We start from the raw sequence: 15,816 nt of genomic DNA on the forward strand, positions 1-15,816 counted from the left end.
CGCGGCGCCTGCCGCGACGGATCAGCTTCGTGGCGCGTGCGCGAAGGTAAAGAGGCCGACGTCGACACGGCCGGCGCGAAAGCCCGCCTCGCAGTAGCAGAGGTAGTACTCCCAGAGCCGGCGGAAGCCCTCGTCGTAGCCGAGCGCGGCGATCGTGGGCCAGGCCGCGTGGAAGCGGCGACGCCACTCGGCCAGGGTCAGTGCGTAGCTCTCGCCAAAGGATTCGGCGGTGTGCATTGCCAGCCCCGCGCGTGCGGCGTGCTTCTGCATGGCGGCCACTGAAGGCAGCTTGCCGCCCGGGAAGATGAAGCGCTGCACGAAGTCCGTGCTCCGGCGGTAGCGCTCGAAGTAGTCGTCGGCGATCGTGATCACCTGCAGCACGCCCGAGCCGCCCGGCGCGAGCCTCTCCCGCAGGGTGTCGAAGTAGGTCGGCCAGAAGCGCTCGCCGACCGCCTCCAGCATCTCGATCGAGACGATGCGGTCGTACTGACCTTCGACGTCGCGGTAGTCCTGCAGACGCAGGTCGACCGCGTCGAGTTGCTGTGCGCGCACCTGCTGCTGCGCATGCGCGAGCTGCTCGGTCGACAGCGTGAGTCCGGTCAGGTGCACGCCGTGAATGCCCGCAAGGCGGGTTGCGAGTGCGCCCCAGCCACAGCCGATCTCGAGCACCTTCGCGCCGGGCCGGGGTGCGAGCAGTTCGACGATGCGATCGAGCTTGGCGGCCTGCGCGGCCTCGAGGGATTCGTCGCCGGTCGCGTAGAGCGCACTCGAGTAGATCAGCGCCGGGTCCAGCCACTGGGCATAGAAGTCGTTGCCCATGTCGTAGTGGAAGGCGATGTTGCGCCGGCTGCCTGGGCGCGTGTTGGCGCGGCTCCAGCGGAAGAGGTCGCCGAATCGGCGCGCGAGCCACGAGCCCTCGAGCACGTCGCCCCAGCTGTCCTCGTTGCGGATGCCGAATTCGAGCAGCGCCGCGAGGTCCGGCGTCGACCAGTCGCCGTCGCGGTACGACTCGGCCAGGCCCAGGTCGCCCTTGCGCAGCAGGCGCGCGAGCGGCCGCCAGCGGTGCAGCGTCATGGCGGCCTGCGGCCCGTCGACCGCGCCGCGCCCCTCGAGCCGCGTGCCGTCCGGCAGCTGCACGCTCAACGCGCCGCGGGCCACGTTGCCGAGCAGGCGTGCGAGCAGGCGGTGCAGCGTCGGCGCGCCGAGACGGCGACGTCCATCGGCGACGCGGTCGCTGCCTTCGCCGGATGCGGTGCCGAAATCGGGAGTCGAGGGGGACGTTGCGCTCATGAATCTCTGGCCTTGGTGATGGTGACCGGCTGTGCCGGCGGGATCGGGTGCGGGTGAAGGCGCAGGCCCTTGCGCCACAGGCGCAGCGCCTCCCAGTGGATCGCCGCCACGACCTTCAGCGTCAGCAGCGGATGACTCAGGAACACGCGCAGCAGCGCCCGATCGCCGAGCTGGCGGCGCTGCGCGTCGAGGCGGGCATGCAGCAGCGCGCCGTCGGCGTCGCGCGCCTCGATGTCGATGCGCAGGCCTGGGCGATCGGCGGCCGGCAGCGCGAGGCCGAAGCCGTAGTGCATGTCGAGGCCCATGAAAGGCGACACGTGAAAGCGCTTCTCGCATTGCTGCGCGATGTGCTCGCTGCGGCCTTCGGCGGCGTCGACGGGAATCAGGTAGGCGTGGCGCTCGCCGAAGGTGTTGTGCACTTCGTAGAGCACGGCCTGCAGCGCGCCGTCGGGTGCATGGCAGTAGAAGACGCTGAGCGGATTGAACACGTGGCCCAGGATGCGCGGCATGCCGAGCAGCCGGATCGCGCCGCCGCCCGGCAGGCCGGCCTCGCGCAGCTGCCGTTCGACGTGCTCGCGCAGGCTCATGCCGGGGATCGCACCGTAGTCGCTCTCGTGCACGCTGAAGAGGTTGAATCGGTTGAGCGAGAAGAGCCGAAGCCGGCGATCGAGCACCGGCAGCTCGTCCAGGTCGAGCAGCAGCGTGAACAGCCGGTAGTCAAGGCGATGCCGTGCCGGGCGCAGGCGCTGGTGCGTCACGCGGCCGACGTAGAGCGCGGATTCGCGCGGGCTGGCTGCTCCGTTCATGAAGCGGAGACCCCCGCCGCGGGCAAGCGCAGCCGGCCCGATTCGTTCGCCACCTGCCACGGCCGACGCACCTGGCCCAGAGCCTCGGCCACCGCCAGGCCGGCCTGCAGGCCGTCTTCGTGGAAGCCCGAGCCGAAATACGCGCCGCAGAACCAGGTGCGGTCGCGCCCTTGCAGCGACCACAGGCCGGCCTGGGCGCGCATTGCGTCGGCATCGAACAGCGGATGCTCGTAGGTCTCGGTGCGGATGTGGTGCGCGGGCGCGGGTTCGTGGATCGGGTTCAGCGTGAGGAACAGCGGCGTCGCGGCGTCGATGCCCTGCAGGCGGTTCATCCAGTAGCTCACGCTGAGCGCCTCGGCGCGCCCGCGCTCGGCCAGGTAGTTCCAGCTCGACCACACCGCGCGGCGTCGCGGCATCAGCGCCGGGTCGCTGTGCAGCACGGCGCGGTTGCGGCTGTAGCGGAAGGCGCCCAGCAGCTTCGTTTCGTCGGCCCTCGCATCGGGCAGCAGGCGCAGCGCCTGGTCGGCGTGGGTGGCGATCACGACCTGGTCGAAGCGCTCTGCATCGGGCCTGCCGTGGCTGCGCACCTGCACACCCTGGCCGGTCCGCCGCACCTCGATGGCGGCGCTGCCCAGCCTCAGCCGATCGCCGAGCAGTGCGCAGAGACGCTGCACGTAGCTGCGGCTGCCGCCTTCGACCGTGCGCCAGGCGTCGCGCCGACCCAGGGTCAGCAGCTGGTGGTTCTCGCAGAAGCGCACGAAGGCTTCGGTCGGATAGTCGCCGATGCGGGCCGCCGGGGTGGACCAGATGGCGGCAGCCATCGGATACAGGTGGTCGTCGCGAAAGGCCCGGCCGTAGCCGCGTCGGTCGAGGTAGTCGTCGAGCGGCAGCAGGCCGAAGCGCCCGGCCTCGCCCGGCGCCTCACGGTAGAAGCGCACCAGGTCGCGCAACATCGACCAGAAGCGCGGGCGCAGCAGATTGCCGCGTTGCGCGAACAGGCCGCTTAGGCCGCTGCCGGAATACTCGAGCGCGCCCTGGTCGAGGCTCACCGCGAAGGACATCTCGGCGTCGCGCGTCGGCACGCCGAGGTGGTCGAGCAGGGCGGTCAGGTTCGGGTAGGCGGCCTCGTTGAAGACGATGAAGCCGGTGTCGACCGCGACCGTGCCGCACGGCGTCGCGACGTCGACCGTGTGGCTGTGGCCACCGGGACGGGAGTCGGCCTCGAACAGCGTCACGCGGTGCCGTCGCGACAGCAGCCAGGCGGCCGAGAGGCCCGAGATGCCGCTGCCGATCACCGCGATGTCCTGGATCGGCGAGTCGGCGGCCGGGCCGGCGCCGGGCTGGTCGGGGGCGAAAAGGGTTCTCATTGCGGTCGGTCCTGGCGCTAGTGTGAGCGGGTGTGAGCATCTGTACGCAGCCGCCGCCCTTTTGGATCGCCTGGGCGGATGCCTGTGATCTAATTTCGCCGGCGGTGCGTACGAGCAGCATGAACACCGTGCGACAGCCATCCGCAGCGGGCGACCGGCCCGACCTGCCCAGGCCGCCTAGCCGGTCCATCCTGACGCTGCATCAGAACCGGGGAGCGATGCCGACCAGCGAAGAATTGTGCGAGCTGCTGCGATCCGTCGCGGTGGCCGGTGACCGGCAGGCCTTTGCGGTCCTGTTCCGGCATTTCGCGCCGCGCGTGAAGTCCTACCTGATGCGCGGCGGCAGCACCGAGGGCCTGGCCGAGGAACTGGCGCAGGAAACCATGGTCAGCGTGTGGCGCAAGGCGGCGATGTTCGATCCGGCCCAGGCCGGCGTGTCGACCTGGATCTTCACCATCGCGCGCAATTTGCGCATCGATCATTTCCGGCGCCAGGGTGCGGCCGCGGTGGTGTTCGAGGACGAGGCCGGCGAAGAACTCCCCGACACCGCCCCGGCGCTCGACGAGCAACTGCGCGCCAGCCGGCGCGAGCTTGGCGTCCGCGAGGCGCTCAAGCAGCTGTCGGCCGAGCAGGCCCAGGTTCTGCATCTGTCCTTCTACGAGGAGCAGCCCCACGCCCGCATCGCGCACGATCTCGGCATTCCCCTGGGCACGGTCAAGTCGCGGGTGCGGCTGGCCGTCCATCATCTGCGTCGGCTGCTCGACGAGCTCGAACCATGATCCAACACCATCCGGACGACGGACTCCTGCTGGCCCAGGCGGCCGGCCGACTCTCGAGCGGCCACGCGCTGCTGGTTGCCAGCCACCTCGACCATTGCGAGCACTGTCGCGATCGACTGGTCGTGCTCGAATCCCTGGGCGGCGCCATGCTCGAGGCGCTGCCACCCGCGGTGCTGGCTTCGCAGTCGCTGGTTCAGGCCATGGCTGCCATCGACGCGGAGCCCGACATGCCTGAAGCATCCGTGGTGCAGCGGCCGGCGCCACCGCTCGTGCGGCCGACCCTGCCCGAAGGCATGGCCTGGCCGCGGGCACTGGCGCATTGCAGCGCCACGCCCTGGCGCTGGCTCGCGCCGGGCATGCGCTGGAGCCGTGTCAGCGTGCCGTACGACGCGGCCGCGAAGGTCTTCCTCCTGCGCATCGGCGCCGGCAAGGAACTGGCCTTCCACACCCACAGCCAGAGCGAACTCACGCAGGTGCTGCACGGCGCCTTCCACGACGGCCGGTCCTTGTTCGGCCCCGGCGATTTCGACGAGACCGACGGCGACATCCATCACCAGCCCAAGGTGCTCGAGAACGGTGAATGCATCTGCCTGGCCTCGGTCGAAGGCCGCGTGATGTTCAAGGGCGCGATCGCGCGCCTGATGGGCTCGCTGATCGGGATGTGAGTCCCCGGCCCTTCAGCGGACCGATGACGTCGCCGGCGCCAGCCAGGCCGTGACGCGGCAGGCGGCGGCCGCCGACACGCCGGTCGCGAAGGTGCCCCAGCACAGGTCGGCCAGCGTCACCTGCCACGGCCAGGCCTTCAAGGTGGCCTGGTTGGTCAGGTCGTAGGTGGCATAGGCGACGAAACCCAGCAGCGCGCCCCAGCCGAGCGCCGATGCCCAGCTGGCGCGAGGCAGCGCCGGTGCGACCGCGAACAGCACCACGCCGGCGACATAGATGAGGTAGAAAGCCGCCGCCGGCACCCAGGCCACCTCGTCGGCCATCAGGCCTCCGAGGGCCGGCCGGTAGAGGCGCTCGGCCATCACCGAGAGCCAGACGGCGTCGAGCGCCAGGAAGAACACGGCGGTGGCGCCGTAGGCGATGGCGAACTGCTTGAGGGTCATGGAGGTTCCTGGCGGGGTGGCCCCGGGATGAAGGCGTTGGTGCGGGCCATGTAGGCGCGGTAGGCGGGCCGTCGTTCGGCCATGTCCTTTTCGAGCAGGCGCACGCCGGACACGCGCAGCAGCAGTACCGTCATGAGCACGGGCGAGACCGCGGTCCAGGCGCCGGCCGAGCCTGCGGCCGAGAGGGCCATGAGGAACAGGCCCCACCAGATGCAGGCCTCGCCGAAGTAGTTGGGATGGCGCGTATAGCGCCACAGCCCGCGATCCATGACCCGGCCCTGGTGCGTGGGCGACGACTTGAAATGGGCCATCTGGGCGTCGGCGACGGCCTCGAACACGATGCCGAAGAAGGCCAGCGCCGCGCCCGCGGCATCCAGCACGCCGAAGCCCGGTGCCGCCAGGATTCCGACCAGCAGCGGCGCGCCGACGAGCCACGCCAGCAGCGCCTGCAGCCCGAACACCAGGTAGAGGCTCTTCCAGCCGAAGTGGGGGCTGTTGCGCTCGCGCATCTGCTCATAGCGGCGGTCCTCGCCATGGCCGCGGTTGCGGCGCGTGATGTAGATGCCCAGGCGCAGCGCCCAGGCCACCGCGAGCCCGGCCATGACGAAGCTGCGCGCACCCGGGTTCGCCGCGTGCGCCAGGTAGACAACTGCGGCACCGCCGATGAAGGCGGGCCAGGCGCGATCCGCGAGGCTGGCGTCGCGCCGCACCAGGCTCGCCAGCCAGGTCAGGAACGAGAGTCCGGCGATCAGCGCCAGGCCGTCGAGCGCAGGGCGCAGAAGGGTCGCGGCCTCATTCATCGGCAACGGCAGCCGGCTGCAGCCGGCGCTCGAACAGGTAGTGGCTCACGCCCCATTGGCCGCCATTCGAGAAGCCGAAGAGTTCCGCCACCGACATGAAGAACACGCGCCAGCGGTTCCACCAGACGTCGGCATCTGCGCCGTAGGTCTTCTCGAACAGCGCCTGCAGCTCGGGACGCCGGCGATCCATGTTGGCGAGCCATGCCTCTGCCGTGCGCTGGTAGTGCGTGCCTTCCCAGCGCCAGCGCTCGAGCAGCCGCAACTCGTCCTGGCACAGGGAGGCAAGGTCATCGCTCGGCATCATGCCGCCCGAGAAGAAGTGGCGGCTCATCCAGTCGCTCTCGTCGCGCGGCTCGAAGGCGTAGGGCGCGTCGCGGTGCGTGAACACGTGCATGAAGAAGCGGCCCTCGGGCGCCAGCCAGCGCGCGATACCGGCGAAGGCGCGCGGCCAGTTGCGCAGATGCTCGAACATCTCCACCGAGACGATGCGGTCGAACCGCTGTTGCGTGTCGAAGTGGTTGATGTCCTGCGTGATGACCTCGAGGTTGGCGAGGCCCCGCTCGGCGGCTTTCGCTTCGATGAAGCTGCGCTGGCCGTGCGAATTGGACAGGGCCGTGATCCGGCTCGCGGGATAGCGTTCGGCCATCCACAGGCTCAGCGAGCCCCAGCCGCAGCCCAGCTCCAGCACCCGCTGGCCGTCGAAGAGGCCCGCGCGTTCGCAGGTCAGGGCGAGCGCGGCCGCTTCGGCCTCGTCGAGCGTTTGCGCATCGTCCGGCCAGTAGGCGCTGCTGTACTTGCGATGGCCGCCGAGCACCGCATCGAAGAAGGCGGCCGGCAGCTCGTAGTGCTGCGCGTTGGCCATGGCGGGCAGGGGCGCCAGTTCGGCGCCGCGCATCGCGGCCACGAATTCGTGCGTCCGCCTCGCGCGGGCGGTGCGATCGCCGCTGCCGAGTTCTTCCAGCCGGTCCTTCAGCAGGCGGCGGATGCCCATGCGAACCAGGCGGTCCGGCACCCGGCCGCGTTCGACCCAGCGGATGGCTCCAGCCACTGCAATGCCCTGCGTCATGTGCGCTTCCTTCGTGAGCGGACACGCCACGCGGTGCCGCACTGCGCTGTACGCGGCGGTTGCGGATCTGGATCAGCTGCCCGGCGCTTTCGGGGAATTGTCAAGGCGGACCGATTGGATCGTTCGGGTTGCCCATGCGGGACCCGCTGTGTCTAATGCACCGAAAAGAGGCGACGTTTCTCGACAGGAAAGCATCCATGAATCCAGTGACGAGAATGCGGATGGGACGCGGCAGCCGCCGGCCGGGGCGCTTGCACGCGCTGCTGCGAAATGGCGCGGCCACCTTCGCGATGCTCGGCGCCACAGCGGCCCTTGCCGCCGATCCCGACCCGGCGCAGGCGCAGGCCCTGGTGCAGGCTGCCAGCGTGAAGGCACCCGACACGGTCGCCGCGCACCTGGCGCTGGGCCGCGCCTACTACGTGCTGGGCCAGTACGCCGAGGCCAAGATCGAATTCGAGACCGTGCTGCGCTTCGACAACCTGCCGCAGGATCTCCTGAGTCAGGTCGAGATCTACAACCGCGCCGCGGCCGAGGCGCTCGACGAGGGCCGGCCGCTCACGGCCTTCGGCTATGCCGAAACCGGCATCGGCGGCTACCGCGTCAACTCGACCCGCGGGACCGATTTCTTCGGCGGCGGCGATCGCCACGACGCCTTCCTGAACGGCCGCGCCGGCGGTGGCCTCAACTACGCGCTGGCCAACGGCTACGCGATCGACGCCAGCCTCGACTATCGCTTTCGCTCCTTCGACAACGCCGATACCCGCAACGACTCGGACCTGCGATGGCGCCTGGCCGGCAGCCGATCGTTCGGCGAGAACAACCTGGCCGTCGGTGTGCGCGGTCGCAACAGCTACCGCGGCGACGGCGATTTCCGCAACGACGCGGGCATCTTCACCGACTACCGCTATCGCGTCGACCCCGACAACCAGATCACGCTGGGCGCCGAATACCTGCGGCGCCGCTATCCCGAAGGGCGCCTGCGCGAACGCAGCCGCACGGCTGCCGAGGCTTCGGCCGGATGGATCCATTCGCTGCTCGACGGCGCCGGCAGCCTGACGATCAACGCGCGCGGCGGCCAGTACTCGGGCGAGAACCGGCCCGACGGCAGTTCCGATTTCTTCGGTGCCAGCGTGGCCCTCGACTTCACCGTGAACAAGCGCCTGGGCTGGGGCACCTTTGCCTGGTGGGAGCGCGACTCGTACAGCAACGAGCGCGTGCACTTCCACCCCGATGCACTCGACAACGGCGTGCTGCAGCGGCGAAAGGACAACCTCTACGAGGTCGGTGCCTATTTGGTGTGGGAGTTCGCGCCCACCTGGACCCTTCGGCCCGAGCTGCTGTGGATACGCGACCAGAGCAACGCACTCGGCGTGAACTACAGCGCCACCGAATACTGGATCAACGTGCGCAAGTCGTTCTGAGATGCGCGTTCGCACCCGAAGTCGAATGCCTTGACAAACCCCGGGGGGGCACTGATCCTCGAATCGCAGTTGCTGATTCAAGCAGGCAGGCGGAGAGGAAAGCGTCGTGGCGCCGCCACCGCGGCGCGTGACGATCGATCGAACTAGAACAAAGGACTGGCCATGGCCTCGACTGAACAAAAGATGTCCCGCATGCAGCTCACCGCGATGGTGGTGGGCGGCATGGTCGGGGCCGGCATCTTCTCGTTGCCGCGCACCTTCGCCAACGCCACCGGCCCGTTGGGCGCGGTCATCGCCTGGCTCATCGCCGGCACCGGCATGTACATGCTGGCGCGGGTGTTCCAGTCGCTGGCCGAGCGCAAGCCCGACCTCGACGCCGGCGTCTTCGCCTATGCCAAGGCCGGCTTCGGCGACTACCCGGGCTTCCTGTCGGCCTTCGGCTACTGGATCGGCAGCTGCATCGGCAACGTTTCCTACTGGGTGCTGATCAAGTCGACGCTGGGCGCCTTCTTCCCGGTCTTCGGCGACGGCAACACGGTGGTCGCGATCCTGGTCGCCTCGGTCGGCATCTGGCTGTTCCACTTCATGATCCTGCGCGGCATCAAGCAGGCCGCCTTCATCAACAGCGTGGTCACGGTCGCCAAGATCATCCCGATCCTGGTGTTCCTCGTCATCCTCGCCTTCGCGTTCAAGATGGACCTGTTCAGCGCCAACCTCTATGGCGGCGGGCTCGAGGGCGGCATCTTCGAACAGGTGCGCGCCACCATGCTGGTGACGGTGTTCGTGTTCCTCGGCATCGAGGGCGCCAGCGTCTACTCGCGCTTCGCCAAGGAGCGCTCGGATGTCGGCAAGGCCACCATCCTGGGCTTCATCGGCGTCACCGGCCTGATGGTGCTGGTCACGATGCTGCCCTATGCGGTGATGCAGCGCGCCGACATCGCGGGCATGCGCCAGCCGTCGATGGCCACCGTGCTCGAGGCCGTGGTCGGCCCGTGGGGCGCGATCTTCGTGAGCGTCGGCCTCATCGTCTCGGTGCTCGGCGCCTACCTGGCCTGGTCGCTGATCTGCGCCGAGGTGCTGTTCACCGCCGCCAAGACCAAGGACATGCCTGCGGTCTTCGCCAGGGAAAATAAGAACGGCGTCCCGGCCAATGCGCTGTGGCTCAGCAACATCGTCGTCCAGCTGCTGGTCATCACCACCTACTTCTCGAACGATGCCTTCGCGCTGATGTTGAACCTGACCAGCGCCATGGCGCTGATCCCCTACCTGTTCGTGGCGGCCTACGGCTTCATGATCTCCAAGCGCGGCGAGAGCTACCAGCTGCGCCCCGAGGACCGCAAGCGCGACCTGATCATGGCCTCGGTGGCGGTGGTCTACACGATCTTCATGATCTACGCGGGCGGGCTCAAGTTCATCCTGCTGTCGGCCGTGCTCTATGCGCCGGGCTCGGCGCTCTACATCTGGGCGCGCCGCGAGCAGGGCAAGAGCGTCTTCAAGCTCAGCGACTGGATCATCTTCGCGGTCGCGGTCGTCGGTGCGGTGATCGGCATCCACGGTCTGGCGACGGGCAGCATCACGATCTAGTCACACGGGCCGGCTACACCGGCTCCCACACGGAATCTTTGGAGGTCTCATCATGGCGACTACGGAACAGAAACAGACGAACTTCGGCGTGCATTCGGAAGTGGGGCAGCTGCGCAAGGTCATGGTCTGCGCGCCGGGCCTGGCCCATTCGCGCCTGACGCCGAGCAACTGCGACCAGCTGCTGTTCGACGACGTGCTGTGGGTCGAGAACGCCAAGCGCGATCACTTCGACTTCGTCACCAAGATGCGAGATCGCGGCATCGAGGTGGTCGAGATGCACAACCTGCTGGCCGAGACGGTGGCGGTGCCCGAGGGCAAGAAGTGGATCCTCGACAACCAGGTCGTGCCCAACCAGGTCGGCCTGGGCTTCATCGACGAGTTGCGCAGCTACCTCGAGGGGCTGGACAACCGCAAGCTGGCCGAGACGCTGATCGGCGGCCTGTCGACCAACGACTTTCCCGAATCGGTCGGCGGCAAGGCGCTGGCGGTCGTGCGCGAGGCGGCCGGCGCCACCGAATACCTGCTGCCACCGCTGCCCAACACGCTCTACACGCGCGACACCACCTGCTGGATCTACGGCGGCGTGACGCTGAACCCGCTCTACTGGCCCGCGCGTCACGAAGAGACCATCCTCACCACGGCGATCTACAAGTTCCACCCGGACTTCGCGGGCAAGGTCAACGTCTGGTGGGGCGACCCGACCGAAGACCACGGCCTCGCCACGCTCGAGGGCGGCGACGTGATGCCCATCGGCAAGGGCAACGTGCTGATCGGCATGAGCGAACGCACCTCGCGCCAGGCCATCAGCCAGCTGGCCGCCACGCTGTTCAAGAAGGGCGCCGCCGAGCGCGTGATCGTGGCCGCGATGCCGAAGATCCGTGCCGCCATGCACCTGGACACCGTGTTCACCTTCGCCGACCGCGACTGCGTGCTGCTGGCGCCGGACTTCATGAACAAGACCACCACCTTCTCGTACCGTCCGAGCGACCACCCGAGCGGTGTCGAACTGCACGCCGAGAAGAAGCCCTTCGTCGATGTCGTGGCCGAGGCCCTGGGCTTCAAGAAGCTGCGCGTGGTCGAGGCCGGAGGCAGCGACTACCAGCGCGAGCGCACCCAGTGGGACAGCGGCGCGAACCTGGTCTGCGCGTCGCCGGGCGTGGTTTATGCGTACGATCGCAACACCTACACCAACACGCTGCTGCGCAAGCAGGGCATCGAGGTGGTGACCATCGTCGGGGCCGAACTGGGCCGCGGACGCGGGGGCGGGCATTGCATGACCTGCCCGATCATTCGCGATCCGGTGGACTTCTGACGCTGGTGCGGCCACGAGGCCGCGAGGCAATGGGCGGGCGGCCGCGAGGCGCCCGCGCGACGATCGATACACAGAGAGGAAGACAGCCCGTGTCAATGACATTCGCTGCCCAACGCGTTGGTAGATGGCCCCGAACGGCGACTGTGCTCGCCCTTGCCGCAATGGTGACCTTGTCGGCCTGCAGGCGCGCCGAGGAGGCACCGGCTCCCGAGATCCGCCCGGTCCGCGTCATGACCATCGAGCGCCGCACGGTCGGCGACACCGTCGCCCTCACCGGCCGCGTACAGGCCCAGAGCGAGGTCAACCAGTCCTTTCGCATCGACGGCCGGCTGACCGATCGGCTGGTCGACGTCGGCGACCGGGTCAAGCCGGGCCAGCTGCTGGCCAGGCTCGATCCGATGAACGAGGAAAGCAGCCTGCAGTCGGCGCGCGCGCAGCTGGCGGCCGCGCAGGCGCAGGGTGCCGAGGCCCGCAACATGTTCAACCGGATGCGCGACCTGCTGGCCGAGAACGCGGTCTCGCGGTCTTCGTTCGAACAGTCCGAGGCGATGCTCAAGGTCACGCAGTCGCAGATCAACTCGGCGCAGTCGCTGGTCGACATCGCGCAGAACCGCCTGAGCTACACCCGCCTGCTGTCCGACGTCGCGGGCATCGTCACGGCGCGCGGCGCCGAGCCCGGCGAGGTGGTGGGCGCCGGCCGCATGATCGTGCAGGTCGCCCGCGAAGGCGCCATCGATGCGGTGTTCGACGTCCCGGCCCAGGTCAAGGACATCGCGCCCAGCAATCCCGACATCGTGGTCACGCTCGGCGGCGACCCCAGCGTCACGGCGGTGGGCAAGGTGCGCGAGGTCTCGCCGCGCGCCGATCCGGTCACCGGCACCTTTGCCGTGCGGGTGCGCCTGATCAATCCGCCTGCGGCCATGCGCCTGGGCAGCACGGTCACGGGCCGCATGAAGCTGACGACCGAGCCCTCGCTCGACATTCCTGCCAGCGCGCTGATGCGCTCGAACGGGCAGACCGCGGTCTGGATCGTGGACACCAAGGCCGGCACGGTCGCGCCCCGCAATGTCGATGTGCGCGCCTACGACTCGGCCCGCGTGCAGGTCACCAAGGGCCTGGTGCCGGGCGACGTGATCGTCACGGCGGGCGTGCAGGCGCTGCGGCCCGGCCAGAAGGTCCGCTGGCTCGAGGCCGCCAAGTGATCGGCCCGAACCTGTCGGAGTGGGCGCTCTCGAAGCGCTCGCTGGTGGTGTTCCTGATGCTCGTCGCCGTGGTGGCGGGCACCATCTCCTTCCTGCGGCTGGGCCGCGGCGAAGACCCTACCTTCACCTTCCGCACCATGATCGTGGCCGCGGGCTGGCCCGGCGCCACGGTGGACGAAACCCTCTCGCAGGTCACCGAGCGGCTCGAGCGCACGCTGCAGGAGACCCATCACCTCGACCGCGTGCGCAGCTACACGACGGCCGGCCAGACCACGATCTTCGTCGACCTCAAGCAGTCGACCCCGCCCGGCGAGGTGGCCGACATCTGGTACCAGGTGCGCAAGAACGTCGGCGACATGCGCCAGACCCTGCCCCAGGGCGTGGTGGGGCCGTTCTTCAACGACGACTTCGGCAGCACCTTCGGCATCATCTACGGCTTCACGGCCGACGGCTATTCGTTCCGTGAGCTGCGCGACCAGGTCGAGTCGATCCGCTCGCGGCTGCTGCAGGTGCCCGACGTCTCGAAGATCGAGGTGCTGGGCGCGCAGGACGAGCAGATCTTCATCGAGTTCTCGCCCGAGCGCCTGGCCGGCCTCAGGCTCGACTACGGCGCGATCGTGCAGGCGCTGCAGGCCCAGAACGTGATCCGCCCGGCGGGCACGCTGCACACCGGACAGGAACGCCTGTTCATGCGCGTGACCGGTGCCTTCGATTCGGAACGCGACATCGAGAAGGTCAACCTCGTGCTGGGCGGGCGCAACATCCGCCTGGGCGACATCGCCACGGTGCGGCGCGGCTTCAGCGATCCGCCGCAACCGATGTTCCGCGTCGACGGCAAGCCCGCCATCGGCCTCGCGATCGCGATGCGGGACGCCGGCGACATCCTCGCGCTGGGCAAGAACGTCAAGACCTTGATGGCCGATGTCACGGCCAACCTGCCGCACGGCATCGAGCCCACGCTGGTGGCCGACCAAGCGGTGACGGTCGACGTCGCGATCAACGACTTCATGGCCTCGCTGTGGCAGGCCATCGCGATCATCCTGGTCTGCAGCTTCGTGAGCCTGGGCGTGCGCCCGGGCGCGGTGGTCGCGCTGTCGATCCCGCTCACGCTCGCGATCGTCTTCGCGGTCATGGATCTGGTAGACATCGACCTGCACCGGGTGTCTCTGGGGGCGCTGATCATCGCGCTGACGCTGCTGGTCGACGACGCCATGACCACGGTCGATGCCATGCTGAACCGGCTGGCGGCCGGCGACACCAAGGACCAGGCCGCGACCTTCGCCTACCGCACCCTGGCGGCGCCGATGCTCATCGGCACGCTGGTGTCGATATCGAGCTTCGTGCCGATCGGCTTCGCGCGAAGCTCGGCCGGCGAATACACCTTCTCGATCTTTGCGGTCGTGGCCATCGCGCTGATCGTCTCCTGGCTCGGCGCCGTGATCTTCGCGCCGCTGGTCGGCAAGGCGCTGCTCAAGGCGCCCAAGCCCGGCGCCGTGGTCAAGCCGAGCAGGTTCCTGAATGCGTTCAGCAGCTTCCTCTCCGCCGCGATCCGCGCCAGGTGGCTCACGATCGGGCTCACGCTGGCGGCCTTCGTGGTCTCGATGTTCCTGGTGCGCTACGTGCCGCAGCAGTTCTTCCCGGCCTCGGACCGGCCCGAGCTCACGGTCGACCTGACCCTGCGGCAGAACGCCTCCATCCACGCCACCGAGGAAGAGACCAAGCGCTTCGAGAAGCTGCTCGAGGGCGATCCGGACGTCGATCACTTCAGCACCTATGTCGGCCGCGGTGCGGTGCGCTTCATCCTCACGCTCAACGCGCAGCTGGCCAACCCCTTCTTCGCGCAGGTGATCGTGGTCGCCAAGGATCTCGAGGCGCGCGACCGGCTCCAGGTCAAGCTCGAGAAGGCGCTGGCCGAGCAGTTCCCCGACATCGTGGCGCGCATCTCGCCGCTCGAGCTCGGCCCGCCCGTCGGCTGGCCGCTGCAGTACCGCGTGATGGGTCCGAACAACGACGAGGTGCGCCGCATCTCGCTCCAGGTGGCCGACATCCTGGGCTCGGATCCGAAGGCAAGGCACATCAACTTCGACTGGATGGAGCCGGCGCGGCAGATCAAGATCCGCATCAACCAGGACGAGGCGCGTCAGCTCGGCATCAGCACCGCGGCGCTGGCCGGCATCATGAACGCCACCATCACCGGCATGCCGGTGACGCAGGTGCGCGACGACATCTACCTGGTCAACGTGGTGGCGCGCGCGAGCTCCGGCGAGCCGCTGTCGCTGCAGACGCTCAGTACGCTCCAGGTGCCGACCGCCAGCGGACGCATGGTGCCGCTGAACCAGTTCGCGACCTTCGCGGAAGAGCAGGAGTCGCCGCTGATCTGGCGCCGCAACCGCGTGCCCACGCTCACGGTGCGCGCGGACGTGGTCGCCGGCGCGCTGCCCGACACCGTGGTCGAGGCGCTGGCGCCGAAGTTCGCAGAGCTCAATGCCAAGCTGCCCAAGGGCTACAAGGTCGAGACCGGCGGGCTGTTCGAGGAAAGTGCCGAATCGAGCGCCTCGGTGTTCGCGGTGGTGCCGCTCATGATCGTGCTGATGCTGCTGAGCATGATGATCCTGCTCGGCAGCTTCCGCCGGCTCGCGATGGTGGTGTGCGTGATGCCGCTGGGCCTGATCGGCGTGGTGCTCTCGCTGCTGATCTTCGACCGGCCGCTGGGCTTCGTCGCCATCCTCGGGATCCTGGCGCTGATCGGCATGATCGCCAAGAACGGCGTGATCCTGATCGTGCAGATCGAGACCAACCGTGCCGAGGGCATGAACGTGTTCGATGCCGTCGTCTCGTCGGCCACCTCGCGCATGCGGCCGATGATGCTGACCTCGATCTCGACGGTGCTGGGGCTGATCCCTATCGCGCCCACGGTGTTCTGGGGGTCGATGGCCTTCGCGATCATGGGGGGCCTGCTGGTCGCGACCGCGCTCACGCTGATCTTCCTGCCGGCGCTCTACGTGCTGGTGTTCGGCCGCGAGAAGCCGACGCCGCCCGCCGACGCCATCGCGGCGGCCTGAGCGGCCGCAAGTCTCCGGTCG

The 15,816-nt window shown here is 68.7% G+C and carries 13 protein-coding genes; 7 read left to right on the forward strand and 6 right to left on the reverse strand.

What is annotated here, in order from left to right; translation table 11 throughout:
- Positions 1-21: 21 nt before the first annotated feature.
- Genes QTH87_RS02425 through QTH87_RS02435 form a run of 3 tightly spaced genes read right to left on the reverse strand, consistent with a single transcriptional unit; the run spans position 22 to position 3,463 of the window.
- The gene (locus QTH87_RS02425; RefSeq protein ID WP_286606561.1) at positions 22-1,290 is read right to left on the reverse strand and encodes an SAM-dependent methyltransferase; all 1,269 of its coding nucleotides are present in this window, start codon (positions 1,288-1,290) and stop codon (positions 22-24) included.
- Positions 1,287-2,096, reverse strand: coding sequence for a DUF1365 domain-containing protein (locus QTH87_RS02430; protein WP_286606562.1), 810 nt, complete (start codon positions 2,094-2,096; stop codon positions 1,287-1,289). The genes QTH87_RS02425 and QTH87_RS02430 overlap by 4 nt, the downstream gene beginning before the upstream one ends.
- Positions 2,093-3,463 (reverse strand): NAD(P)/FAD-dependent oxidoreductase, encoded by a 1,371-nt coding sequence (locus QTH87_RS02435; protein ID WP_286606563.1) that lies wholly within the window; start codon positions 3,461-3,463, stop codon positions 2,093-2,095. The genes QTH87_RS02430 and QTH87_RS02435 overlap by 4 nt, the downstream gene beginning before the upstream one ends.
- A 218-nt stretch (positions 3,464-3,681) precedes the next feature.
- Here QTH87_RS02435 and QTH87_RS02440 point away from each other — a divergent pair, with 218 nt between their 5' ends.
- Together QTH87_RS02440 and QTH87_RS02445 are read left to right on the forward strand one after the other, a co-directional pair.
- Positions 3,682-4,242, forward strand: a complete 561-nt coding sequence (locus QTH87_RS02440; protein WP_286606564.1) for a sigma-70 family RNA polymerase sigma factor — start codon at positions 3,682-3,684, stop codon at positions 4,240-4,242.
- Positions 4,239-4,907 carry a ChrR family anti-sigma-E factor gene (locus QTH87_RS02445; protein WP_286606566.1) on the forward strand — a complete coding sequence of 223 codons (669 nt, stop codon included), beginning with the start codon at positions 4,239-4,241 and terminating at the stop codon, positions 4,905-4,907. The genes QTH87_RS02440 and QTH87_RS02445 overlap by 4 nt, the downstream gene beginning before the upstream one ends.
- 12 nt (positions 4,908-4,919) lie before the next feature.
- Here QTH87_RS02445 and QTH87_RS02450 read toward each other — a convergent pair whose 3' ends face one another.
- Genes QTH87_RS02450 through QTH87_RS02460 form a run of 3 tightly spaced genes read right to left on the reverse strand, consistent with a single transcriptional unit; the run spans position 4,920 to position 7,214 of the window.
- Positions 4,920-5,348, reverse strand: coding sequence for a DUF2177 family protein (locus tag QTH87_RS02450; protein ID WP_286606568.1), 429 nt, complete (start codon positions 5,346-5,348; stop codon positions 4,920-4,922).
- Entirely contained in the window at positions 5,345-6,148 is an 804-nt protein-coding gene (locus QTH87_RS02455) for a DUF1295 domain-containing protein (RefSeq protein ID WP_286606569.1), read from the reverse strand. The genes QTH87_RS02450 and QTH87_RS02455 overlap by 4 nt, the downstream gene beginning before the upstream one ends.
- Positions 6,141-7,214, reverse strand: a complete 1,074-nt coding sequence (locus tag QTH87_RS02460; RefSeq protein WP_286606571.1) for an SAM-dependent methyltransferase — start codon at positions 7,212-7,214, stop codon at positions 6,141-6,143. Before QTH87_RS02460 ends, QTH87_RS02455 begins: the two co-directional genes overlap by 8 nt.
- Positions 7,215-7,411: 197 nt before the next feature.
- Between QTH87_RS02460 and QTH87_RS02465 the strand changes: the two genes are divergently transcribed.
- The 5 genes from QTH87_RS02465 (at position 7,412) to QTH87_RS02485 (ending at position 15,795) form a co-directional block, all read left to right on the forward strand.
- Positions 7,412-8,635, forward strand: coding sequence for a surface lipoprotein assembly modifier (locus QTH87_RS02465; RefSeq protein ID WP_286606573.1), 1,224 nt, complete (start codon positions 7,412-7,414; stop codon positions 8,633-8,635).
- A gap of 162 nt (positions 8,636-8,797) precedes the next feature.
- Entirely contained in the window at positions 8,798-10,219 is a 1,422-nt protein-coding gene (locus tag QTH87_RS02470; RefSeq protein ID WP_286606574.1) for a basic amino acid/polyamine antiporter, read from the forward strand.
- Positions 10,220-10,271: 52 nt separating this feature from the next.
- On the forward strand, positions 10,272-11,531 hold the full coding sequence (gene arcA / locus QTH87_RS02475) for an arginine deiminase (RefSeq protein WP_286606576.1): 1,260 nt from the start codon (positions 10,272-10,274) through the stop codon (positions 11,529-11,531).
- A gap of 161 nt (positions 11,532-11,692) precedes the next feature.
- A complete protein-coding gene (locus QTH87_RS02480; protein ID WP_286606578.1) occupies positions 11,693-12,733 on the forward strand; it encodes an efflux RND transporter periplasmic adaptor subunit in 1,041 nt (346 codons plus the stop codon).
- Positions 12,730-15,795, forward strand: a complete 3,066-nt coding sequence (locus QTH87_RS02485; RefSeq protein ID WP_286606580.1) for an efflux RND transporter permease subunit — start codon at positions 12,730-12,732, stop codon at positions 15,793-15,795. The genes QTH87_RS02480 and QTH87_RS02485 overlap by 4 nt, the downstream gene beginning before the upstream one ends.
- The last annotated feature ends 21 nt before the right edge of the window (positions 15,796-15,816 follow it).

It is taken from the genome of Variovorax jilinensis (assembly GCF_030316885.1).
GTDB classification, from domain to species: Bacteria; Pseudomonadota; Gammaproteobacteria; order Burkholderiales; family Burkholderiaceae_C; genus Variovorax; species Variovorax jilinensis.